This is a genomic window from Binatus sp. (SeqCode) (assembly GCF_035272065.1).
In the GTDB taxonomy this organism is placed as follows: domain Bacteria; phylum Desulfobacterota; class Binatia; order Binatales; family Binataceae; genus Binatus.
Map to the genome: position 1 here is coordinate 14080 of NZ_DATEQZ010000029.1, position 21729 is coordinate 35808.

General features: G+C 61.4%; 21 protein-coding genes. 8 read left to right on the forward strand and 13 right to left on the reverse strand.

The window, feature by feature from the left end; all coding sequences use genetic code 11:
• Positions 1-437 precede the first annotated feature (437 nt).
• Positions 438-1394, forward strand: coding sequence for a Nal1-like putative serine protease (locus VJX68_RS04810; protein ID WP_324094522.1), 957 nt, complete (start codon positions 438-440; stop codon positions 1392-1394).
• Here the strand turns inward: VJX68_RS04810 and VJX68_RS04815 are convergent.
• Positions 1366-2421 (reverse strand): class I SAM-dependent methyltransferase, encoded by a 1056-nt coding sequence (locus VJX68_RS04815; protein ID WP_324094523.1) that lies wholly within the window; start codon positions 2419-2421, stop codon positions 1366-1368. The genes VJX68_RS04810 and VJX68_RS04815 overlap by 29 nt on opposite strands.
• 59 nt (positions 2422-2480) lie before the next feature.
• Between VJX68_RS04815 and VJX68_RS04820 the strand changes: the two genes are divergently transcribed.
• Positions 2481-4124: an alpha/beta fold hydrolase gene (locus tag VJX68_RS04820; RefSeq protein WP_324094524.1), complete on the forward strand. Its 1644-nt coding sequence runs from the start codon at positions 2481-2483 to the stop codon at positions 4122-4124.
• A gap of 121 nt (positions 4125-4245) precedes the next feature.
• The gene (locus tag VJX68_RS04825; RefSeq protein ID WP_324094525.1) at positions 4246-5385 is read left to right on the forward strand and encodes an ABC transporter permease; all 1140 of its coding nucleotides are present in this window, start codon (positions 4246-4248) and stop codon (positions 5383-5385) included.
• A 4-nt stretch (positions 5386-5389) separates the two neighbouring features.
• Here VJX68_RS04825 and VJX68_RS04830 read toward each other — a convergent pair whose 3' ends face one another.
• From VJX68_RS04830 to VJX68_RS04865, 8 genes are all read right to left on the reverse strand, one after another.
• A complete protein-coding gene (locus VJX68_RS04830) occupies positions 5390-6412 on the reverse strand; it encodes an LLM class flavin-dependent oxidoreductase (RefSeq protein WP_324094526.1) in 1023 nt (340 codons plus the stop codon).
• A 58-nt stretch (positions 6413-6470) separates the two neighbouring features.
• Entirely contained in the window at positions 6471-7232 is a 762-nt protein-coding gene (locus VJX68_RS04835; protein ID WP_324094527.1) for a hypothetical protein, read from the reverse strand.
• 9 nt (positions 7233-7241) lie between these two features.
• Positions 7242-8534: a choice-of-anchor tandem repeat GloVer-containing protein gene (locus tag VJX68_RS04840; protein WP_324094528.1), complete on the reverse strand. Its 1293-nt coding sequence runs from the start codon at positions 8532-8534 to the stop codon at positions 7242-7244.
• A gap of 234 nt (positions 8535-8768) precedes the next feature.
• Positions 8769-9152, reverse strand: coding sequence for a PaaI family thioesterase (locus VJX68_RS04845; protein ID WP_324094548.1), 384 nt, complete (start codon positions 9150-9152; stop codon positions 8769-8771).
• A gap of 27 nt (positions 9153-9179) precedes the next feature.
• Complete coding sequence (locus VJX68_RS04850; RefSeq protein ID WP_324094529.1) at positions 9180-9659, reverse strand: TIGR00725 family protein; 480 nt, start codon at positions 9657-9659, stop codon at positions 9180-9182.
• A 28-nt stretch (positions 9660-9687) separates the two neighbouring features.
• A complete protein-coding gene (locus VJX68_RS04855; RefSeq protein ID WP_324094530.1) occupies positions 9688-10452 on the reverse strand; it encodes an HAD family hydrolase in 765 nt (254 codons plus the stop codon).
• Entirely contained in the window at positions 10445-10915 is a 471-nt protein-coding gene (locus VJX68_RS04860) for a DUF4149 domain-containing protein (protein ID WP_324094531.1), read from the reverse strand. Before VJX68_RS04860 ends, VJX68_RS04855 begins: the two co-directional genes overlap by 8 nt.
• A gap of 30 nt (positions 10916-10945) precedes the next feature.
• Positions 10946-11371, reverse strand: a complete 426-nt coding sequence (locus tag VJX68_RS04865; protein WP_324094532.1) for a DUF2203 domain-containing protein — start codon at positions 11369-11371, stop codon at positions 10946-10948.
• A 146-nt stretch (positions 11372-11517) separates the two neighbouring features.
• Here VJX68_RS04865 and lon point away from each other — a divergent pair, with 146 nt between their 5' ends.
• The 3 genes from lon (at position 11518) to VJX68_RS04880 (ending at position 16321) form a co-directional block, all read left to right on the forward strand.
• Complete coding sequence (lon, locus tag VJX68_RS04870; RefSeq protein WP_324094533.1) at positions 11518-13962, forward strand: endopeptidase La; 2445 nt, start codon at positions 11518-11520, stop codon at positions 13960-13962.
• Between the two features lie 277 nt (positions 13963-14239).
• Positions 14240-15697, forward strand: a complete 1458-nt coding sequence (gene glgA, locus VJX68_RS04875; protein WP_324094534.1) for a glycogen synthase GlgA — start codon at positions 14240-14242, stop codon at positions 15695-15697.
• A 9-nt stretch (positions 15698-15706) separates the two neighbouring features.
• Entirely contained in the window at positions 15707-16321 is a 615-nt protein-coding gene (locus VJX68_RS04880; protein WP_324094535.1) for a ribonuclease H family protein, read from the forward strand.
• Positions 16322-16323: 2 nt separating this feature from the next.
• On the opposite strand, the gene VJX68_RS04885 is transcribed toward VJX68_RS04880, so the two are convergent.
• Positions 16324-17097 carry a methyltransferase family protein gene (locus VJX68_RS04885; RefSeq protein ID WP_324094536.1) on the reverse strand — a complete coding sequence of 258 codons (774 nt, stop codon included), beginning with the start codon at positions 17095-17097 and terminating at the stop codon, positions 16324-16326.
• 314 nt (positions 17098-17411) lie between these two features.
• Here VJX68_RS04885 and VJX68_RS04890 point away from each other — a divergent pair, with 314 nt between their 5' ends.
• Together VJX68_RS04890 and VJX68_RS04895 are read left to right on the forward strand one after the other, a co-directional pair.
• Positions 17412-17588 (forward strand): hypothetical protein, encoded by a 177-nt coding sequence (locus VJX68_RS04890; protein WP_324094537.1) that lies wholly within the window; start codon positions 17412-17414, stop codon positions 17586-17588.
• 31 nt (positions 17589-17619) lie between these two features.
• Positions 17620-17799, forward strand: a complete 180-nt coding sequence (locus VJX68_RS04895) for a hypothetical protein (RefSeq protein ID WP_324094538.1) — start codon at positions 17620-17622, stop codon at positions 17797-17799.
• Here VJX68_RS04895 and VJX68_RS04900 read toward each other — a convergent pair.
• The 3 genes from VJX68_RS04900 to trxB all read right to left on the reverse strand — a co-directional run bounded on the left by VJX68_RS04900 (position 17796) and on the right by trxB (position 21616).
• Positions 17796-18380 (reverse strand): hypothetical protein, encoded by a 585-nt coding sequence (locus tag VJX68_RS04900; protein ID WP_324094539.1) that lies wholly within the window; start codon positions 18378-18380, stop codon positions 17796-17798. The genes VJX68_RS04895 and VJX68_RS04900 overlap by 4 nt on opposite strands.
• 135 nt (positions 18381-18515) lie before the next feature.
• Positions 18516-19874, reverse strand: coding sequence for a GH1 family beta-glucosidase (locus tag VJX68_RS04905; protein ID WP_324094540.1), 1359 nt, complete (start codon positions 19872-19874; stop codon positions 18516-18518).
• 776 nt (positions 19875-20650) lie between these two features.
• Entirely contained in the window at positions 20651-21616 is a 966-nt protein-coding gene (trxB, locus tag VJX68_RS04910; RefSeq protein ID WP_324094541.1) for a thioredoxin-disulfide reductase, read from the reverse strand.
• Between the last annotated feature and the right edge of the window lie 113 nt (positions 21617-21729).

Genomic DNA, 21729 nt, shown 5'->3' on the forward strand with positions numbered 1-21729 from the left:
TCCTAATTCCGTGTGATTTCGTCGCAAGCCTTGATTGATGAATGCTATGTGATCGCAACTCAATGCTGGTTAAAAGGGCGATTAGCATTCATTAGTGCGTTTCTGCGAGTGAGATACAGGTCTCTGGTGCAAATCTTGCTGTCAGTGCGTGATCAAGTCCGGTCCTGATTCTAAAGAGGTGGAAAGATGGGGAGTAATGGGGAGAAAACTATGAGGTTCAAGATGAAGGCAGCGGCACTGGTTGCTTGTATGCTTGCTGTGAGTGTTGCGTCCACGCCACAAGACGCGTCCGCCGATGGGTGCAGTCACACCGGCAATTCAGCAAACGGCGCTGAGCCGCCCGATTCCGCTCGGCACTTCTGGCGGAAATATCAACTCGCTCATCAAGAGCAAAAAAGGGAAAGGTGACCGGTTGTTTCAGTGGGACGCTGGGGTCGATGGTCCAGGATTCAAACGATATTCAATACGTCCTCAGCAATAATCATGTGATCGCGAACCAAAACAAGGCTAAACCCGGCCAGCTCATCGTGCAGCCCGGCCTGGTGGACGTGGAATGCGTGCAGGCCTCGAGCAATGCGGTCGCAGCGCTCAGTCGCAAGGTCAAACTCAAGTTCGGCGGCGGCAAGAACACTGTTGACGCAGCCATTGCGGAGGTCGACCCGGGAGATGTGAGCCCCGAAATCCTCTTTATCGGAGAGATCGCAAGCTCTGTGGTCGGTGCACCAACGATCGGGATGGCTGTGCAGAAAATGGGCCGTACGAGTTGCATTACGACCGGAATCGTTGCGGCGTTGGACGCCAACGTGACGGTAAACTACTCAGATAATCCCAAGAAGCCGAAATTGGCTAGATTCGTCAACCAGATTCTCGTAACTGGCAGCACCGAAACCCCCGTATTCAGCCAACTCGGCGACTCTGGATCGCTAATCGTAACCGAGAATGATTGCCCTCAGGCGGTCGCTTTGCTGTTTGCGGGCTTTTCTAACGGATCAACCACAATAGCCAATCCAATTTCCGAAGTGCTTAGCAAGCTTGACGTTTCGATGGTGGGCACTTGCACCCCTCCGCCGGCATCCGATACGGCGCAGGCAGATGTGTTGTCGGCGAATGTGGGTATGTCGAAAGAGGTGGTGGCATCGGCCAAGGCGGTTCGCGACCGGCACGAGGACGCGCTTATGAGCATCCCGGGGGCGGTCGGCACTGCAGTCGCGGCTGGCGATCAACCAGGCCAAGCCGCGATCGAAGTCTTCGTCAAGAAGCTGACGCCGCAGGTGCAGGACGCAGCGCCGAAAGAGGTCGAAGGTCTGCCGGTCAAGCTTGATCGAAAGCGGCGAAGCCGTCGCCTACTGAGCTCGAACGCCCGGTTCATGAGCGCGCTTCGAGCACCAGGTTGAAGGGCGTCGCGGTGGCGAGGCGTACGCGGGAGAACCCTCCCGCTGCGAGCACTTGGCGCAGGCGCGCTTCTCCAGCTTGCGCGCCGAGGCCCTGTCCGACTTCCTGTGACAGCGACGCCGGCACGCAAATCATCGTCGATGCGGCATAGAACAGCCGTCCGATCGGATTGAGGTTGTCCTCGAGGCGGTCGCTGCCGAACGGCTCGACGACCATCCAGGTTCCGTCTTCGGCGAGCGTGCTTTTCACATGCGCGGCCGCGCCGACTGGATCGCCCATGTCATGCAGGCAGTCGAAGAACGCGACCAGGTCGAAGGTCCCCGGATATTCCTTGGCTGAAGCGCGCTCGAAGCTAACGCGATCGGCGACGCCCTCGGCGCGCGCGAGTTCACGGGCGCGGACGATCGACGGCTCGTGATAGTCGAAGCCGAAGAAGCGTGATTTCGGGAACGCTTTCGCCATCAGGACTGTCGACGCGCCGTGGCCGCATCCGACGTCCGCGACGCGTGCGCCACGCTCGAGTTTCTCGCGGACGCCATCGAGCGCGGGAATCCATTCGGAGACCAGATGCATCGCGTAGCTGGGGCGGAAGAAGCGCTCGGTGCCGCGGAACAGGCAAGGGTCGTGTTCGTGCCATCCGACGCCGCCGCCGTTGCGAAACGCGTCCGCGACTTTGGGTTCATCGCGGATAGACGCGGCTGCGATCTCGTACATGGCGGGAAAAAATGCCGGACCGCCTTCATCGGCGAGCACCAGAGCCTGCTCGGGCGAAATCGAAAAGCGGCCGGACGCGGCATCGTAGTTGATGTAACCGGCGGCGGCCTGTGCGGCGGTCCATTCGCGCACGTAGCGCTCGACGGTGCCGGTCTTCGACGCGAGTTCGGCGGGCGTCAGCGGTCCTGCGGCGGCGAGAGTTTTGTAAAGTCCAAACTTGTCGCCGAGCAGCACGAGCGCCGTGCCCATCGCGGCGCCAACGTCGCCGAGCATTTTGCCGATTAGTTCCTGAAGTTTGCTTGCGTCGATGGCCATCCTAATTCCTCCGGCCCCCCAGCGTGCTCCTTCTTTAGGGCGTGCTCGCGCCTGCGTCAATGGCACGGCGAACGCATCGCGGCATGGCGGCGCGCGGAGTAGTATCTGGCGCGCAATCGTTCTCCAGCGAGAGAGGCATCCGGATGCCGATCACATCCGACACATCAACCAATCCCACGCGCGAGCTGGCCGCGATCATGTTCAGCGATATCGCGGGATACACGTTGATCATGGGCCGCGACGAGCAGGAGGGGCTCCGCGCGGTTAAGATGCACAACGAGCTGCTGCACTCGGTGTTGCCGAAGTTCAACGGCCGAATCCTTGGCGACGCCGGCGATGGCATTCTGACGGGCTTTCATAGCGCGGTGGACGCGGTCAGGTGCGCATGCGAGATGCAAGCTGCGCTGGAAGACAACATTGAGTTCAGCGTACGAATCGGCGTCCACGTCGGCGACGTTGTATTTACGGACAACACCGTGCTGGGAGACGGTATCAACGTCGCGTCGCGAATTCATGCGCTGGCACCGCCCGGGGGCATCTGCATCTCGGAGCGGGTTTACGACGAGATTCGTAACCAGCCGGGACTGCCCGCGAAATTTCTTGGCGAGAAGATTCTCAAGAACGTAAGCAGACCTATAGGTGTGTATGCCATGGCAATGCCCGGCATGGCGTTAGAAGGAGGTCCTGGCGCTGGTGCTCGACGACGCCTGCCGCGCCGCAGACTCGTTCTATTGCTCGTCGCGGTAGCAGCGGCCGTTCTGAGTTACGAGCTGCTCTACAATGAAGTCGCCACGCTGGCCCGAATCTACGTGCCGCGAATGCTGCCGCCGGAGGTCAACCAGAAAATTGCTTACTGCACGACCAGCGATGGAGTCCGAATCGCCTACGGCACATCGGGCAAGGGCCCGCCGGTGGTAATCGCGGTGGGAATGCTGACCCATCTGAAGCTCGGGCTCTTCAGCCCGACCTATAACTCGGCATTTCTGAAACCTTTGATAGCTCGCCATACGGTGGTTCAATATGACGGGCGCGGCTTCGGAATGTCCGATCGAGGGCTGAAGGACTATTCAGTGGAAGCGCGCCTGCGCGACCTGGAGGCCGTAGTAAACACGCTCAAGCTGAACAGGTTCGCGCTGTATGGCATTTCGGCCGGCTGCCAGGTGGCGATAGCTTATGCGGCAAAGCATCCTGAGCGTGTCACGCGCATGATTCTGTACGCCGGCGACGTCGACAACGGCCGCGATCCGAGTCTCAGCCCGGATCAGCGGCAAATGAGGGATGCTGGAACAACATTGGTCGCGAATGGATGGGGAAACGCCCCGATTCGTGAACTGTTTGCTTCTTTCGTAATGCCCAGCGCAAGCGAAGTTGAGAAGCGTTTCTTCAGCGAGGTGACCGGCGAGTCCGTAACGCCGGAGGATTTTGCAGCGTTCTTTGCATCGCAAAAGAGCGTCGACGTAAAGACCTTCGCGGCGCAAGTGCGCGTGCCGACGCTGATAATTCAGGTGCGTGACGACCAGATGAATCCGCTCGCATCCGGCAAAAAGGTCGCGGACCTCATTCCCGGCGCGCGGTTCGTCGTCATCGACGGCACGGACCATATCCCGATGCCCGGGACTCGCGAGAGCGAGCAGATCGCGCAGATCGTGGTTCCATTCCTCGACGAAGATCTTCCAGACAAGGAGCTACCAGCCTCGCGCTAGGGTCGCGAGCCGATTCGATTCACTTGTCGCAGCTTGCAATTTGGGCGATCGCACCGCCTCGACGAGGAGCACGATCAGGATGTAGATCTGGAATCATGCCCGGATCGAGCAAGGCCGCTTGATGAAATACGCGCAGCTCGTGTGGCGGAACCTCTCACGCAACCTTAGGCGCACCGCCCTGACGATTTTCGCGATCGCGCTGGCCGTGTTCACCTACTCGACGCTGTCGAGCCTGCCCTACGTGGCGTCGCATCTCGTGAGCAGTCCGGCCTCCGAGCGGCGGCTGGTCGCGATGAACAAATCGGGGTTCTTTTATCCGCTGCCCGCGGCGTACAGGCAAAAGATAGAAGCCGTTCCGCATATCGAAGCCGTCTCCGCTGTCACGTATTTCGGCGGCGTCTACCGTTCACCAAGCGATCAGATCGGCATCGGCGTTGACGCTGACGCGGTTGGGACGCTGTGGCCCGATTGGGGAATTACTCCTGAGCGCTCGGCTCTGTTACAGCGCACGCGGACGGCGTGCCTGGTAGCGCCCGCCGCGATGCGCAAGTACGGATGGAAGATCGGCGATCACATAATGCTGAAAGGCAGTATCTATCCGGTGGACGTGAGCCTGGTGATCAGCGAGCAACTGGGAAAGCTGGCGCCGCCCGACGCGGTTTTGTTTCGGCGCGACTACTTGGAGGAGATCCTTGGCGCCACGTCGCGGGTGAATGCCTACTACGCGATCGCGGATCGCAAGGAAGAAGTGCCCGGAGCTATCGCGACTATCGACGAGACCTTTGCCAATTCGTCGGCCGAGACCAACACCGCCTCTGAAGCGACCTGGGTCACATCGTTTTTCGATCTAAGGACCCTGCTTCTGATTCTCGGCTCTGTGGCTGGAGCGGTGGTGTTCGCGATGTCGCTGGTGGCGCTGAATACGATGATGATGGCGATGCGCGAGCGGCGCAAGGAGATGGCGGTGATGAGGGCGTTGGGGTTTCGGCCGTCGCTGGTCGTCGCGCTGACGCTGACAGAATCGACGGCGATAGGGATGGCAGGAGGAGTCGCGGGATGTGCGACGGCATACGCGATGGCGAAGCTGATGCCGTTTTCGATTCTACCGCTCGGTCCGATCGACTTGTTTACGATTCTTCCCCCGGCGGTTCTCGCGCGAGCCATGTCGCTCGCGCTGTTGATCGGCGTTGTGGCGGGCGCGATCCCGGCGGCAAATTTCGCGCGCCGAGGAATCGTCGAGAGCATCCGCGCGGTCGGGTAACGATTCAGCGAGGCTTCAGACTGAACGCTTGCGCCATGAGCTCGTGAGAGCGTAGGCGCGCCTGATGGTCGTGGACTACGGTCACGAGCATCACTTCGTCGACGTGCAGGACGCTGGCGATGTCGATCAGTGTGCTGCTGACGTGGTCGGGCGTTCCGATGATCGCGCGCGGCCATTCTCCCGTCTCGCGCATCGTCACGTCGGCGGGCAACGGTCCGGGTCCCAGCTCGGCGAGGGCCTGCTCAGGCGTGGGGATCGGTCCGCGCATTCCCTGGCGCGCGTGGCGTACGAACAGGCGCACGCTCGACGCCATGCGTTGAGCTTCGGCATCGGTCGGCGCGCATATCGCGCTGATCCCCAGAATGGCGACGGGTGTGGAGAGCTCGTTCGAGGGCTTGAAGTGCGAATGATAGTACTCGATCGCGGCGCGCGTGTGCGTCGGATCGATGAAGTGCGCGAAGGCGTAGGGCAATCCGAGCTGAGCCGCGGCGGCCGCGCTCCACATGCTGGAGCCGAGCAGCCAAACGTCGGGCGACCCGGGCATCGCGGGCGAGAGCTCGATGCGGCTGAAGGCGTGATCGGGGCGGAAGCCGCCGTGCAGGAAGGCGAGAAGCTCGAGCAGTTGTTTGGGGAAGTCGTCTTCGGACGGTTGGGCGCTGCGGTCGCGGCGCAGCGCGAATGAGTCGAGCGGGCTGCCGCCCGGCGCGCGGCCGATGCCGAGATCGACGCGGCCGGGATAGAGCGCGTGCAACACGCGGAAACTCTCGGCGACTTTCATCGGGCTGTAATGCGGGAGCATCACGCCGCCCGAGCCGACGCGGATGTGCGAGGTCTCGGCGCCTACCCGCGCGATTAGCACCTCGGGCGCGGGACTCGCGAACGCGCCGGTCGCGTGATGCTCGGCGATCCAGTAGCGCTCGAAGCCGAGGCGATCGGCAAGTCGCGCCAGCTCGATTGTGTTGCGGAACGCGTCGGCGGTGGTAAAGCCGGCTGGGACGGGGCACTGGTCGATGATTGAGAGTTTCACGGTGGTGCTTACAGGGTCATGTTGCTTGGGTGCGCGCCCGGATTCCAGCAGGCCTGCCTCAGGACGGGCGTTTGAGGTGCGCCTCGTAGTACGGGCGCATCGAGCGGAGCGCGCGCATTTGATGAAAGGCGAGCTCGTCGTCGGGGTAGCGATGCTCGGGGCCGAGGACGCATCCGGCGCGTGCGTGGCATCGCGGGGTGCAATCCGTCTCGACTTCGACGCGATGCGTCAGACATTTGGGGATGTCCCATCCGGATTGGGCATTCACTGCGTTGGCCGGACAGGCTGGGATGCAACTGCGCGCGGTGCATCGGGGGCACGGATCGAAGCCAAGCGCGTCGCCTGGTGAATCGATTTCTTCGTCGAGCAGGAGCGCGGCGCGAAATGCGATCCACGGTCCGTATTTCGGATGTACCGTCACGCCGAGAATGCTTGGCCCGGCGATGCCAGCGACTTTGCCCAGCTCGATAAAGTTGAGCGTGGGGCCGTTGCTCATGAAGGGGTAAACAGTGACGCATCGCGCGCCCGAGGCGCGGACGGGGGCGGCGATGTCGCGCTCAACGACTTCGCGGGTGAAGTCGTCGAGAGGGTTGTCGCGATTCCACCATCCGGGGTGGCGCGCGGCGTGGGACTTCAGTGAAGCCCAGAGCGCGCCGCCGCCGTTTCCGATGACGACGATCGAGCGTGAATCGGGATCGATCGCGGAGGCACGCGAAATTTCCTTGACCGCGATGTCGTAGCGCGCGACGGGAGTCGCCGCCACCAGGTTGAGTCCGTGGGGCGCCGCGGCGCGCCGGATTTTTTCCAGAGTCGATGACACGCAAAAATTCTATGGCGGGACGAGCGCGAAGATCGCGCCGTTGCCGCATAGCCCGCCCGCTTCGGTCATACCATAGAGCGTGTTGTCCAGCAGGATGACGTTGTCGATGGGGTTGGCGGCGTCGTTGCCGCCTTGAAAATCGTAAATTCGATCGTAGTTGGTGCCGTCGGTATCGATTTGAAAAACGGTGCCGTTGCCCTTGCTGCCGCCGAGGCGGGTGGTGCCAAAGAGCGTGGTGCCATTGAGCAGGAGCGAGCCGTAGGGATTTATGCCGTCGTTGGTTGAGGGCTTTCCGAATTGTTGCAGGATGGTGAAGTGCTTGCCGTCGGTGTGAATCGAAAACAGTGTGCCGTTGCCGTACTTGCCGCCGTACGTGGTCAGGCCGTACAGCGTCGAGTTGTTTTGCACGAGCGTGCCGTGGTCGGAAGTCGCACCGTCGTTAGCGTCGATGCACATGGGCGTGCTGTTGCCGGGGCAACTGAAGTTGTGCAGCACGTTGTATTTGTTCTTGCTTATGTCGAACGAGAAGACGACGCCGACGTCGTGCTTGCCGCCGGAGCGCGTCATGCCGTAGAACGTGCTGCCGTTAGGATCGAGGATAAGCTGGCCGTGCGGGTCGGCGCCGTGCTTGCCGTCGAAGGAGTAGAGCCCGGTGTAGGTGTTGCTGGAGGTGTCGAACGAGAAGATGGTGCCGTCGCCGGTCGAGCCGCCGTGCTTGCCGCCCTGCGAGGTCATGCCGTAGAGCACGCTGCCGGCGGCGACGAAACAACTGTGCGGCTGATCGCCGCCGTTGTTCTTGGCGGTCTTGGCGAAGTCGAAGACCGGCGACATCGAGTAGGTGCCGTCGTCGGTGATGCTGAAGATGGTGCCGTTGTTGTGCTTGCCGCCGGTGAACGTCGTGCCGTAGAGGACGGTACCGACGAGGGTCATCGCGTTGTGCCGCGGATTGCTGCCATCAGTCTTCGCGCCGGTGAAGAAGTGATCGACTACGTAGCCGGTGCCGTCGGGCATGATCTGGAAAATCGTGCCGTCGCCGTTGCCCGCCGAGGTGGTCGTCGAAGTGCGGCCGAAGAGCAGTCCGGTGGCGGGGACGTAGGTCAGCGAGCCCTTGGGGTCGGCGCCGTCATTGATCTTGCACTTGCCCGCGCTGGGCCCGACGCCGAAGGAATAGAGCAGGGTCTCCGTGCCGGTCGGCATCGCATCGGGAGCGTCATTGAGCGCGCTGGCTGCAGGAGCCAGCGTGAGAGATATAGCGGCGGTGAGAATACAAATCAGGCACAATCGAATGCCGGGAAACAACATATTCCACATCCTCTCCACGTCCTCGAGAATAAGAACTCAATTGTAGTGAAACCCGCGCTGGGTTTCACGCTTCCTTCGGCAGGGGTGACCCCTGCACCCATTCTTAAGAAAAGATGCGGGACTTCGTCCCTGTTAGGAATTTTTTTGTCTGTCATCCTGAGCGCAGCGAAGGATCTCGCGCGCAAGCGCGTTCGCTCCTTCGTACCTCGCCCCACGATTCAACCGCGGTCTCTGCTACGCGATTTTGTAGGTGACGAGCGCGTCGGCAATCAGTGCGTTGGACGCGTCGGTGATTTCCACGCTGAGGCTCGCGATACGCTTGCCGGTGCGCTTCACTCGCGCGCGGGCGATCAGATCGGAATTCACGGCGAAGCCAGTGTAATTGACGGTGAGCGAGATGGTTGCGGTGCGTGTCGTCGCGGCGAGGCTCCATACCGCGGCGCAAGCGGCGACGTCGGCGAGCGCGGCTATCGCGCCGCCGTGAATGGGGGCGGCGGGGCCGCCTTCGTTGAGAATGCGCAAGTCGAAGGGCATCCGCACCTTGGCGGAGCCGTTGGCGGCGGATTCGATCTTCAGGCCAAGCACGGCGGAGAACGGAGCTTGTTCAAGCAGTTTGATAAAGCGGCTTCGATCCTGAGCGGCCGTTCAATTTCTCCGTCGCGAATTTGAAACGGCGAGTTTGAGCGCGAGCGCGACCGCGCCGGCGGGAGTCTCGGCGCGATGCAGGCCGTCGATCTCGGGCCAGGAATCCAGCGCGACGATTGGCTTGCCGAATTTTTTTGCGAAACCAATCTCGGCCAGCGTGCCGCCTTCGCCGGCCAGCGCGATCACCGCGTCGGCGCTGGCCACAATCACGGCGTTGCGCGCCTCGCCGATGCCGGTAGCAATCGCGAATTCTATATAGCTATTTGCCGTGCGGCGATCGTAGCCCGGCAGGATCCCGATCGTACGCCCGCCTTCTTTGCGCGCGCCCGCCGCCGCGGATTCCATCACACCCGTGCGCCCGCCGTTTATCAGCACGGCGCCGCGGCGCGCGATCTCGCGGCCGAGCGCGAATGCCAGCGTGCAAACGGCGCGCGGCGCATCACCCGCGCCGATGACCGCCACAACTAGCCGCCGTTTCATTTTTTCTGTGAGACCGCCTTAGGCAGAGTTACTCTTGCAAGCCGAGCGCGGCGGGCAGTTCCGCGAGGTCCGAGATTGTGATGTCCGGCGCCGGGATTCCCTCGGGGAACACGTGGCCGCGCCTGCGAATCCACGCCGAATGCATGCCGACGCCCTTGCTGCCGAGCACGTCGTCGAGCGGGGTGTCGCCGACGAACAGGATGTCGGCGGGCTCGAGGCGCATCGCGTCGAGAATCTTCTTGAAGATGAGCGGGTTGGGCTTTCGATAGCCGGTGTCGGCCGAGATGATGATCGCGTCGAACAGCTCGCGGATGCCAGTGTCGTGCATGATGAGATGGCCGGTCTCGGAATCGTCGAAGTTGGAAATCAGGCCGACACGATGGTGCCTGGCGATTTTTTTCATCGTGTCGATGCGCGCAGGCGGCGCCTTGGTGACCTCGCGCACGCGTCCCATGTGGATGCGGCGCAAATCTTCGGCGAGCGGCATCGCCTGCGGCTCGTCGACATCGAGGATTTTGAGCGTGCGCGAAAAGCGCTCGAGACAGGTGATCTCGAGCGCGTCCGGCTTTGCGCGCTCGGTGAATATCTCGGCGTAGACCGATGCGTGCGCCTCCGAGAATTTTTCGCGGTCGAAGCGCTCGCCCAGCGCGGTTTCCAGCGCGGGATAGAGCAGCGGGGTCGTGCTGCGAATTTCGCGCCCGCGGAATTGCATCAGCGGCAGCCCGTCGGGATTCCAGGTGACGAGCGTGTCGAACAGATCGATCACGACCGCCTTGTAACGACGTTCAGCCACGCGCGGTCAGCGCCCCCGCGGTGCCGACGATTGCGGCGATGTTCAACAGCAGCACTGTGCCGTTGAGGATCACCGAGTTGTGGTGCAAGCTGTCGAACTCCGCTTTTTTGACCGGGTCGGGATTCGGATCTTCGGTGACTGAGCGGAGTGCGTCGGCGCGCGGCAGAATGACGGTGCCCGCGTAGAAGGTGATGCCCAGCGCGATTGCGAGCGCGAGCGTCGTGCCGCCCCACCATATCCGGGGGCTGTTGACCGCCGTGAAGTAGATTGCCAGCACCAGGCTGATCGTCCCCACGATGTAGCCGAGCATGTAGTAGCGCGGGAAGATCGTGCTGATCAGTTGGCCGGCCTCGTGGCGCTGAAGCACCGTGAAAACGGCGGGCGCGGTGAAGAACGAGAAGAAGATAATTCCGCCGAGCCAGCATCCGAGTGCTGCCAGGTAAATCGACAAAACTATGATCATTTTTTTCAGTGACCAGAGACTAGCCTGAGATCAGTTGAGCCATCGGTTGGGCGCGCCGGGCAGCGGCTGGCGCTCCGAGAATCCAGTGTCTACGCTGTGCCATGCGACGACGCGCGACTCGCCGAATTGCCAGCACAGGAAGACGACTTCGTCGCCGGCGTCGTAGGGGAAATCGATGAGGCCGAGGTCGATGTCCTTGAGGATGCATCCGAAGGATTCGATTTGAGAGGCGGCGTCGGCCATGTTGGCCGCGAACGAGCGCAACTCGGGATAACGCCCGACGATTTCGCTCATCGCGGAGTGCATAATCGAGGGATCGGCCACCGATAATTCGTCGATACGCGCGCGCAACGACGTCGCCTGCATCTGGAGCTGGCGCATCAGAATTTCCAGCCTCGGAATCAGCTCGTTGGCCTCTTCCTCGCTGAATAACCTATCAAATCCAATATTGGGCAACGCTTCCTCGTCAGTAGCGCGAGCCGGTCACCGTGATTAACTTCTTACATAAGAGGTAACCTTGTCCGCGCCGTCACCGTATATTACGGTGAAATTTGGGTTGCGTGGAAGGCGTGGCGGGGTTTCCCCAAGAGGTTGATTGACCTATGGCAGACAAGCCCAAAGGGGAGAAACGATTCGAGATTGAAGAGGACCTGAGCAAGGCCGAGATTCCTGAGATCCTGCCGGTGCTGCCGTTGCGCGGCATCGTGATTTTTCCAAGCCAGATACATCCGTTCCTGGTTTCGCGGCCTTCGTCGCTGAAGCTGATCGAGGACTGCGGACAGACCAACAAGGTCATCGCGCTCGCGGCGCAGAAAAATCCGGAAGACGAGCAGCCCGCGCCCGAGGGATTGTTCCCGCGCGGCACCGCCGTGCGCATCCTCAAAATGCTTCGCTATCCCGATCAGAGCGTGCGCGTGCTGGTGCAGGGACTCGCGCGAATCGAGTTGGGGCAGTTCACGCAGCGCGAGCCGTACTTCCTCGCGCACGCGACGCGGCTGGTCGAGCCGGATGCATCCGACAAGGAAATCGACGCGCTGCATGCGCACTTGGTGAGCCAGTTCTCGAAGTTTGTTTCTCTCGTACCGTACCTGCCCGACGAATTGCAGGTGCTGGCAATGCAGGTCAAGGAGGCCAGCCGGCTGGCCGACATGGTCGCGTCGTACCTGAAGATACCGATCGAAGAGGCGCAGGATCTGCTGGCGACCCTCGACGTTCGCGCGCGGCTGGAAAAGCTGATCGCGATTTTGGGGCGCGAGATCGAGATGCTCGAACTCGGCCACAAGATTCAGTCGCAGGTGCAGACCGAGCTCAATAAAAATCAGCGCGAGTACTATCTGCGCCAGCAGCTCAAGGCGATTCAGAAAGAGCTCGGTGAGGGCGACGCGCGCACATCCGAAGTCGAAGAGATCGAAAAGAAGATCGAAGAGGCGAAGATGTCGCCCGAGGCGCGCAAGGTCGCGGACAAGGAACTCGAGCGCCTCAAGATGATCCCGCCGGAATCGGCGGAGCACACCGTCGTGCGCACCTACCTGGACTGGCTCGTGAGTCTGCCGTGGGGCATCTCGACCGAGGACAATCTCGACATCCGGCACGCGCGGCAGGTGCTCGACGAGGATCATTACGATCTCGAAAAGATAAAGGAACGCATCCTCGAGTTTCTCGCGGTGCGCAAACTCAAGAACGACACCAAGGGGCCGATCCTGTGCTTCGTCGGGCCTCCGGGCACGGGCAAAACTTCACTGGGCAAGTCGATCGCGCGGGCGCTCGGGCGGAAATTCGTGCGGCTGTCGCTCGGCGGTATCCGCGACGAGGCCGAGATTCGTGGGCATCGCCGGACTTATATCGGATCGTTGCCGGGCAGAATTATCCAGGGGCTGCGCAACGCGGGATCGAACAATCCGCTGTTCATCCTCGACGAGGTGGACAAACTCGGGATGGACTTCCGCGGCGATCCGGCGTCAGCGCTCCTCGAGGTGCTCGACCCGGAACAGAACAACACGTTCTCGGATCATTACCTGGACGTGCCGTTCGATCTTTCGAAGGTACTGTTCCTGACCACCGCAAATATGCTCGACCCGGTGCCGCACGCGCTGCGGGACAGAATGGAAGTGCTCGAGCTGCCGGGATACACCGAGGAAGAGAAGCTGCAAATCGTGCAGCGTCACCTGATCCCCAAGCAGCTCAACGAGAACGGACTCGGCGATCAGAAGATCGAATTCTCGGAGGAGGCGCTGCGCGAGATAATCCACAGCTACACGCGCGAGGCGGGGCTGAGAAATCTCGAGCGCGAGATCGCGCGCGTGTGCCGCAAGATCGCGCGGTCGATTACGGAAGGTGAAACTGCGCCGGCGGTCGTCAGCGGAGATGACGTGCAGAAGTATCTCGGCGCGCCACGCTTCTTTTCGGAAGTCGCGGAGCGCACGCAGGAGCCGGGGGTTGCGACTGGCCTGGCGTGGACGCCTAACGGCGGCGAGATAATGTTCATCGAGAGCACGCGGATGACCGGGCAGAAGGGTCTCAACCTCACCGGCTCGCTCGGCGACGTGATGAAGGAATCGGCGCAGGCCGCGCTCTCGTACGTGCGCACCCACGCAGCGGAGCTTGGAATCGCGCCTGATTTTTACGACAAATCCGACATCCACGTTCACGTTCCCGCGGGCGCGATTCCCAAAGATGGGCCGTCGGGCGGTGTGACGATCGCGGCATCGCTGGCTTCGTTGCTCAGCGGGCGGCCGGTACGCTCGGACGTCGCGATGACCGGCGAGATAACGCTGCGCGGCAAGGTGCTTCCGGTCGGCGGAATCAAGGAGAAGGTGCTCGCAGCGAGGCGCGCGGGGATCAAGACGATCATCCTGCCGCGGCGCAACGAGCGCGACCTCGAGGACATCCAGCCCGAAGTGCGCAAAGAGCTCGAGATGATTTTCGTCGACACTGTCGATGAGGTCATTCGGCACGCGCTGCGCGACGGCGCCGTCGTGAAGCCGGGCGCAGAGGCCGTACCGCCAACGGCGGCCGCGGCGCGCACAGAAAGAACCGTCCTGAACTAGCCGGCTCCGCGCTGCCTGCGGAGCGAAGCGACTCCTGCCTCGCCCGTTATTTTCACGGGAGAGGAGGCCGGCCGCCTCGCGGCCGGTTAGGTGAGGGTTTTGCGACCTCGCCACAAACCGTTTCATCACTTTTTGCGGTGTTCCTCTTTTCTGTCATTCTAGAGCGGAGCGAAGAAATCCCGGATCCTTTCCCGGTCTCGTCGATGAGCCCAGAACCCTCACCTAACCTCTCCCGTAAGATAACGGGCGAGGGATCGGACTCCGGAACTTCGATCCCGTGAAGATAGCGATCGTTGCGGCGGAAGCTGCGCCCCATGCGAAAGCCGGCGGTCTCGCCGATGTGATCGGTTCGCTGCCGGGCGCATTGAAGGTGGCCGGCGAAGAGCCGTCGCTGGTCGTCCCTGGCTACGCTTCGATCAAGGAGAACGTCGAGACCGCGCCGGTGATACGCGATGTTCCGATGCGATTCGGCGCCGGTGTCGAGCGTTTCTCGGTGCTGCGCGCGTCCGATCCGCACGGCGTGCCGATGTACCTGATCGACCATCCCGGATTTTTCGAGCGGCGCGGGATCTACGGCGAGAACGGCAAGGACTATCCCGACAATATTCGGCGCTTCGTCTTCTTTGGCCGCGCCGCTGCGATCGTATCGGCGGAGGTCGTCGCGCCAGATATTCTGCATGCGCACGATTGGCATTCGGCGGCCGCGCCGATTGCGATGCGCGCCGACAACGGTCTTCGCCCACGGTTCAAGAATGCGCTGTCGGTGTTCACGATTCACAATCTTGCGTTCCAGGGAATCAGCAAGCGCGAGGACTTCGCACTGCTGAATCTCGAGGCGGCATACAATTCGGTCGATTACCTGGAATTTTACAATCACCTGAACCTGATGAAGGGCGCGATCGTTCTGTGCGACGGCGCGTCGACTGTGAGCCCGACCTACGCGCAAGAAATCACGACCGACCCCGAACTCGGCTTCGGGCTCGAGGGAGTGATCCGCGACAAGGGCGCGAATTTCGTGGGAATCCTCAACGGCGCCGACTACGACGAATGGAATCCCGCCAAGGATCGCGAAATCGCGGCGACCTACACGGCCGCGAAACCCGGCGGCAAGCGCAAATGCACGCGCGCGCTGCGCGATTCGCTCGGCCTGCCGAACCGCGAGGATTGGCCGGTGGTCGGGATGGTCACGCGGATGACCGGGCAAAAAGGCGTTGACCTGCTCAAGGACGCGCTCGACGCAGTGATGCGTCTGGATTTACAACTCGTCATGCTGGTGAGCGGCGACGCGGTGCTCGAGAAATTCTTCAAGGACGCGGAGTTGCGCTACCCTGAAAAACTTCGCGCGATAATCGAGTTCAATAACACGACGGCGCATCGAATCCAGGCCGGCAGCGACGCCCTCCTGATGCCGTCGCGATTCGAGCCGTGCGGACTAACGCAGATGTACGCGCTGCGCTATGGCACCGCGCCGGTGGTGCGCTCGACCGGCGGGCTGCGCGATACGGTGAGCGAGTTCGATCCCGCGGCGGGGACCGGCAACGGCTTTGCATTCGACAAGTTCGAGGCGGCTGAAATGGTCGCGGCACTGAGCCGGATGGTGGCGATATTCAGGGAGCGCGCGGACTGGAGGGCGCTGATGGCAAATTGCTTTGCGTCGGATTTCTCGTGGGAGCGGGCGGCGAGGCAATACGTCGAGTGGTTCACGCGGCTGCGAAAAGCTCGCGGCCTCAGCTAGAATCGGGCCGTGGCAGCGTCGTCTCGCGCATATCTCGTTTACGCCGACGGTTCGTGCATTGGCAATCCTGGTCCGGGCGGATGGGGAGTCGTGGTGCGCGATCCCGATGGCGTCGTGACCGAATTCAATGGCCACGACGATTCAACCACTAACAACCGAATGGAACTGACGGCCGCGGTCGAGGGACTACGTGCAACGGAGCGCGGCGCCCAGGTCATTCTGCGCAGTGACAGCCAGTACGTCGTGAATTCGATGACGCTTCACTGGAAGCGCAACAAGAATCAGGACTTGTGGGAAATGCTTGACGCTGAAGTGGCGGCGCGGCGCGTGCGATTCGAGTGGGTGCGCGGACACGACAGCGACGCGACCAACAATCGCGCTGACGAACTCGCGCTGATGGGTGCGAATGGCAGGCTGCTTGCCGAGGGAGCGACGGCAGGGGAGCGAAAGACGCGCGCGTCGAAGAGCGATGATTCGGTCGTCGAGTCGGAGCTGACGGTGCGGCTGAAGCTTGGCGAATCGATTCGCGAATGCGCCAGATGCGGTGCGAAGTTTGTCAGCCGCCGCGACGGCGACGACTACTGCTCGCTCATCCTGTGTCAGCTCGAAGCGCGCAGGCGCTGAGGTTACCAGATGTCGGGAATCAGCGCGTCGGTTTCGCGGCGGTAGGCGTCGTACTCTTCGCCGAAGCTCGCGCTCATTGCGGCCTCTTCGGACTTCATCTGCCGCTGCGCGAGGATTGTTCCGATGATCAGCGTCAGGATCGCGGTGACTGGCGCGCCGTAAATAAGCGTCCATCCAAACGTTACCAGAAATGTCCCGGCGTAAATCGGGTGCCTGATGTAGCGATAGAAGCCGCGCTTGACGAGCACGGGATGCTCCGCGGTACGTCCCGAAGTGAAAAATCCGAGCTGGATGCGCGCGCCCAGCGCCAGCCACATCCCGAGCAGTTCGAGTAACAGTCCCAGCGCGCTGACGAAAGCGGGCGCCGAACCGCCGTAAATGTAAGTGCGCTCGAACGGGGCAGCGGCGAAGGTCGCGAGCAGCGGGAGCTGCGCGGCTATGCGGCGGCCGAGCTCCTTGCGCGGCGGACTGTCCTCGGCATCTTCGCGCACAATCAAATCGGAAAAGCGAAAGCCCGCGTAGGCGGCGAGATATGCGAGCACGTAGTGATGCTCGGCGAAGTAGGCGGTGATGCCGAGTCCCAAAGCGATCGCGCCGACGACGGCGACCAGGAAGATCGCGGTCTCCGCGAAGTGTAGCGCGAGGCTGTGGATGAAATGCGGGTGCTCGGCGGGCGCGGCGCTGGCGTCGGCGATGAGCATCGCGGTCGTGGGCTTCAATCCGCCGGTTGCTTTGCCGTCGGATTGAGACGCGTCCTGATTAGTTTCACTCGCCATCACGCCACTTTCGCAGATGCGTCGAGGTGATCAAAGAGGGAGCTTCCCTGAGGCTGTGTGCAGCGAAATAGCTGCGGGTTGCTTATTGCGCATAATTCGCGAAAAAGGAAATTTACCGCGAAAATAGGAATTGCTTCAATATTGTCTCGCATTTTGCGGATTCAGTTCAAGCTATTGAATTTATTGATGTTTCGTCATTTTTTGCCGTCAGAGCCAGACGATGAAAGTACAGAACTGTTGCTAAATCGAGAGTTTTCTCGATGGCACATAGGTTGCTGTATCCAAGTCAGTCACTGAATAGGGGAGGATAGAAAATGAACGCAACGACCAACGAAGCAAGACTCGCAGTGCTCGCCAACTCGAATGAATCAGTGGAAGCCACCGCAGGAACGCGGCTCGCGCAGAATAGTCTGCTGAGCGAACTGCCCGGTGTGGTGTTCGGTCTGATCACGCTCGGATACGTCATCAGCTCGCTGGTGGCATTGGCCTGAAGTCGTCCGAAAGTTACGGGAGGAATTTGAAATGAACGCATCAACCACAGAAGCCAGGCTCGCAGGAATCGCGGCGATCAACGAAGCGGTTGAAATCAGTGCCGCGACCCGGCTCGCGCAGTACAACATGCTGAACGAAATCCCAGGCGCGATCTTCGGCATCATCACCGTCGCGTACATCGTCGGCTCGCTGTTGGCGCTCGCGCACTAGGTCATGACGCGCGTCGCCAACATAGTAGCCTCGGCGCGCGCGGAGGAGATGCGCGACGCGGTGGCGGGCTCGTCCACCGCTCGCGAGACCATCGTGAGTGACACCCAGATGACAGCGGCTGCCAGCAGGATCGTGACCCACGCCATCGCGCGGATTCGCCGCAGCATCGAGTTGAGCTGTTCGACCGTGAACGCCTCGCCGTCGCCATGTGCGGCCACCTCTTCCTGGCGGCCGATGCGAAACGCCAGTCCGAAGGTGATGTAGGTCTGGATGAAGATGAGAACGAAGGCGAGCAGCAACTTCAGTTCGAGCGCGGAACCGATCCGCGCGAAGTAGTCGAACTTCATCGACGCTTTCAAATCCGTCAGGCGCATTGCGCCGCTAATCACAATAATTCCCAGCACGCCAATCGTGAACGGGTTGTAGAACTTGAAGCCCGCGATCAGGCTCGCGCGCCGTGCGGGCTCGTTGGGCGCGGTCTCGGCGGCAGGAATCAGCATATAGATGACGGCGAATTGTGCGCCGACGTAGGACGCCATCGCGCACAGGTGCAGCCACATCAGGAATTCGCCGCCGCTCATCGCGGCACCGACGTTATCACAGCCCTTTTGTCATCCTGACGAAGCGAGCAACGCGAGCGGCAGGAAGGATCTCGGACAGCGGCCCGCAAGCGCCGCCGGTTCCGGTCTCCGAGTTCGCGCGCTGCGCGCGCTCATCTAGATCACCGGATCGAAATCCAGCGCCCCGGTACGTGCGAGATTCGCGTACCAGTGGCCGCTTTCCTTGACGATTCTTTGCTGCGTCTTGAAGTCGCAGTGCACGATTCCGAAACGCTGCTGGAATCCCTCGGCCCATTCGAAGTTGTCGGTGAACGTCCACAGAAAATAACCGCGCACGTCGGCCCCCACCTTCATCGCGTGCCCGACCTCGGCGATAAAACGGCGCAGGAAGCTGACGCGGCGCTGGTCGTTGATCTTGCCGTCGGCGCCCGGGCCGTCGCCGTATGAGCATCCGTTCTCGGTCACGTAGATCGGGATGCCGGGGTAATCTTTCGCGACGTGCAGGATCATTTCCGACAGTGCCTGCGGATAGACTTCCCAGCCGAATTCGGTGACTTCTTCGCCGCCGGGCCTTACCTGCTTCACCCCCATGTAGCGATCGTGCGAATCGTGCGCGACTACCGCGCGCGTGTAGAGGTTGATTCCGATGAAATCGAGCGGAGCTTTGATCAAGTCCATGTCGCCGGCGCGGATCTCGACGTGATCCTCGATCGAACCCTCCAGGTAAGCCTCCGGATACTTGCCGTGCATCACGGTGTCGAGAAACCACTTGTTGTAAAATCGATGCCACCGCTCGGCCGCCGTGCGATCCTCGAGCGAGCCGGTTTCCGGATGGACCGGCGACATGCTGAACGCGGTGCCGACTGCCTCGGGATGGTTCTTCGATTCGCGCAGCGCCTTGATTGCCATGCCCTGCGCGAGATTGACGGTGTGCGTCGCCTTGATCGCCTCGCCGAGTTCGCGGCGTCCCGGCGCATGTATACCGAGGTGGTAACCGAGAATCGTGAAGATCCACGGCTCGTTGAATGCCATCCAGTGCTTCACGCGATCGCCGAGCGCGTCGGCCACGACGGCGGCGTAGTCACGGAAATATTCGGCGAGGTCGCGATTGGGCCATCCGCCGGCGTCCTCGAGCGTCTGCGGCAGATCCCAATGATAGAGCGTCACCCACGGCTGGATGTTGCGCTGGAGCATTTGGTCCACGACGCGGCGATAGAAGTCGAGGCCCTTCTGATTCACCGGGCCATTGCCGGTGGGCATGATGCGCGGCCATGAGAGCGAAATTCGCGCGGCGTTGAGCCCCAGCTCGGCCATCAACGCGATATCGTCCGGGTGACGGTTGTAGAAATCGCACGCGACGTCGCCGGTGTCGCTCTGCTTAATCTTGCCGGGCGTGTGCGAGAAGCGATCCCAGATGGACTCGCCCTTGCCGTCTTCGTTCCATCCGCCCTCGATTTGATAAGACGCGCTGGCGGTGCCCCACAGAAATCCTTTCGGGAAAGATATTGGCGCCATAAGCGGGTTTGTTATCACAGCGATAACAGCTTGGCGACCCCGCCCCGCTCATCGCCGCAGCCGGTAGGTGAGGGTTCTGCGGCTCAAGCTGCAGGTGCGCAAAACGCCGTCTGTTTTTCCTTGTGTCATTCAGAGCGAAGCGAAGAATCCCGGCTTTCTTCTTTGGCTTGGCGTTTCCGAGCGTAGGAAGGGTTTATCGGTATTGCCGTGGTAAAGCTGCATCTCGCGCGCCGCAAAGCCGGTCCCGGTTCCTGGTCGGCCGCAGGCCCACAACTTCTCTTCCCCTCGCCCTTTCAGGAGAGCTTTGCGTAAGCCGGCTCGGATTTCTTCCCCTCTCCCTGACTGGGCGAGGGGAAGATACGCCGGCCACCTCCTTGGCCAGTTCCCCTTTTCTAAAGTTGAGCGCCTCTCTCCTGAGCGACGCCGATGGGCCGCCTTCGCGCGACAACGGAGCGCGAGAAATTACTGGATGCAGGGGTCACCCCTGCCAACCGTTGTCATCCCGCTATGTAATACTATTCACGATGACTGCGACACCTACTCCCGCCAACACACTCAGCCCGCGCGACCCGACTCCCACCAATATGCACTCACCACTCGAATTCACCTTCACTCCCTTGATCGTCAGATCGTCTCGCTCTCCCAAGGTGTTCCTTCATCACTCGCTCACAACAACGAAGAAATGCAGGGGAAGCAACATGTCAACCAAAATCAACAATCAGGTGATTTTTCATTTTCAAACAGTTTGTCTTCGCGCAGGAGAGGGATCTCGTTGGCTACTCGCCCTTGGCTTCGAGCCAGCGTTCGGCGTCGATTGCGGCCATGCAGCCGGTGCCCGCCGCCGTGACGGCCTGGCGATAGACGCTGTCGACGACGTCGCCGCAGGCGAAGACCCCATCGACGTTGGTGTAGGTCGAGCCCGGCTTTACTTTCAGATAGCCGATCTCGTCCATCTCGAGCTGGCCCTTGAAGAGCGCGCTGTTGGGATTGTGGCCGATCGCGACGAATACGGCGTCGGTCTTCATGTCGGTAATTTTGCCGGTCTTCAGATTTTTCAACTTGACGCCGCTCACGCCCGCTTTCTGCTCGCCGATGATTTCCTCGATCGTCGAATCCCAGATGAAGGCGATCTTCGGATTCTTGCGCGCGCGATCTTGCATTATCTTCGACGCACGCAGCGCGTCGCGCCGATGTACGACGGTGGCCTTGGTGACGAACCGGGTCAGGAAGGTCGCTTCCTCCATCGCGGTGTCTCCCCCGCCCACCACGATCGCTTCCTTGTTTTTGAAGAATGCGCCGTCGCAGGTGGCGCATGCGCTCACGCCATAGCCCATCAGGCGTTTTTCCGATTCGATTCCGAGCAGCTTGGCCGTCGCGCCGGTCGCAATGATCACCGAATCGGCCTTGATCACTTTGTCGTCCGCGACGAGTTCGAACGGCCGCTTGCCGAAGCGCACTTCGGTTACCGCGCCGCTGACGAACCGCGTGCCGAAGCGAGTCACCTGGCGCCGGAACACGTCCATCATCTCGGGCCCCTGGATGCCGTGCTCGAAGCCGGGATAATTCTCGACGTCGGTGGTGATGGTGAGCTGGCCACCCGGTTCGTACCCCTCGATCAAGAGCGGACTCAAATTGGCGCGCGCCGTATAGAGCGCCGCGGTTAATCCGGCGGGGCCGGAGCCGAGAATTACGACCTTGTTGATTTGCAGGGCCGGCCCTGCACCCAGTGATTCTTTGGTCATGCTTCGGCGTCACGCTCCTTCGAATCTAGCTTATGCAGTTTTATTGTATATGCGCGGCCGGTCAACATAAGGCAGGGCCAGCCCTGCACCCACTGATTTTTGATCATGCTCTA

Excerpts from the sequence above, each read along its gene's own strand:
- VJX68_RS04885 (WP_324094536.1), bottom strand. The coding sequence starts at position 17,097 with ATGGCGAGTGAAACTAATCAGGACGCGTCTCAATCCGACGGCAAAGCA.
- VJX68_RS04825 (WP_324094525.1), top strand. The coding sequence starts at position 4,246 with ATGAAATACGCGCAGCTCGTGTGGCGGAACCTCTCACGCAACCTTAGG.
- VJX68_RS04895 (WP_324094538.1), top strand. The coding sequence starts at position 17,620 with ATGAACGCATCAACCACAGAAGCCAGGCTCGCAGGAATCGCGGCGATC.
- VJX68_RS04900 (WP_324094539.1), bottom strand. The coding sequence starts at position 18,380 with ATGAGCGGCGGCGAATTCCTGATGTGGCTGCACCTGTGCGCGATGGCG.
- VJX68_RS04890 (WP_324094537.1), top strand. The coding sequence starts at position 17,412 with ATGAACGCAACGACCAACGAAGCAAGACTCGCAGTGCTCGCCAACTCG.
- VJX68_RS04840 (WP_324094528.1), bottom strand. The coding sequence starts at position 8,534 with ATGTTGTTTCCCGGCATTCGATTGTGCCTGATTTGTATTCTCACCGCC.
- lon (WP_324094533.1), top strand. The coding sequence starts at position 11,518 with ATGGCAGACAAGCCCAAAGGGGAGAAACGATTCGAGATTGAAGAGGAC.
- VJX68_RS04820 (WP_324094524.1), top strand. The coding sequence starts at position 2,481 with ATGGCACGGCGAACGCATCGCGGCATGGCGGCGCGCGGAGTAGTATCT.
- VJX68_RS04905 (WP_324094540.1), bottom strand. The coding sequence starts at position 19,874 with ATGGCGCCAATATCTTTCCCGAAAGGATTTCTGTGGGGCACCGCCAGC.
- trxB (WP_324094541.1), bottom strand. The coding sequence starts at position 21,616 with ATGACCAAAGAATCACTGGGTGCAGGGCCGGCCCTGCAAATCAACAAG.
- VJX68_RS04860 (WP_324094531.1), bottom strand. The coding sequence starts at position 10,915 with ATGATCATAGTTTTGTCGATTTACCTGGCAGCACTCGGATGCTGGCTC.
- VJX68_RS04815 (WP_324094523.1), bottom strand. The coding sequence starts at position 2,421 with ATGGCCATCGACGCAAGCAAACTTCAGGAACTAATCGGCAAAATGCTC.
- VJX68_RS04850 (WP_324094529.1), bottom strand. The coding sequence starts at position 9,659 with ATGAAACGGCGGCTAGTTGTGGCGGTCATCGGCGCGGGTGATGCGCCG.
- VJX68_RS04810 (WP_324094522.1), top strand. The coding sequence starts at position 438 with ATGGTCCAGGATTCAAACGATATTCAATACGTCCTCAGCAATAATCAT.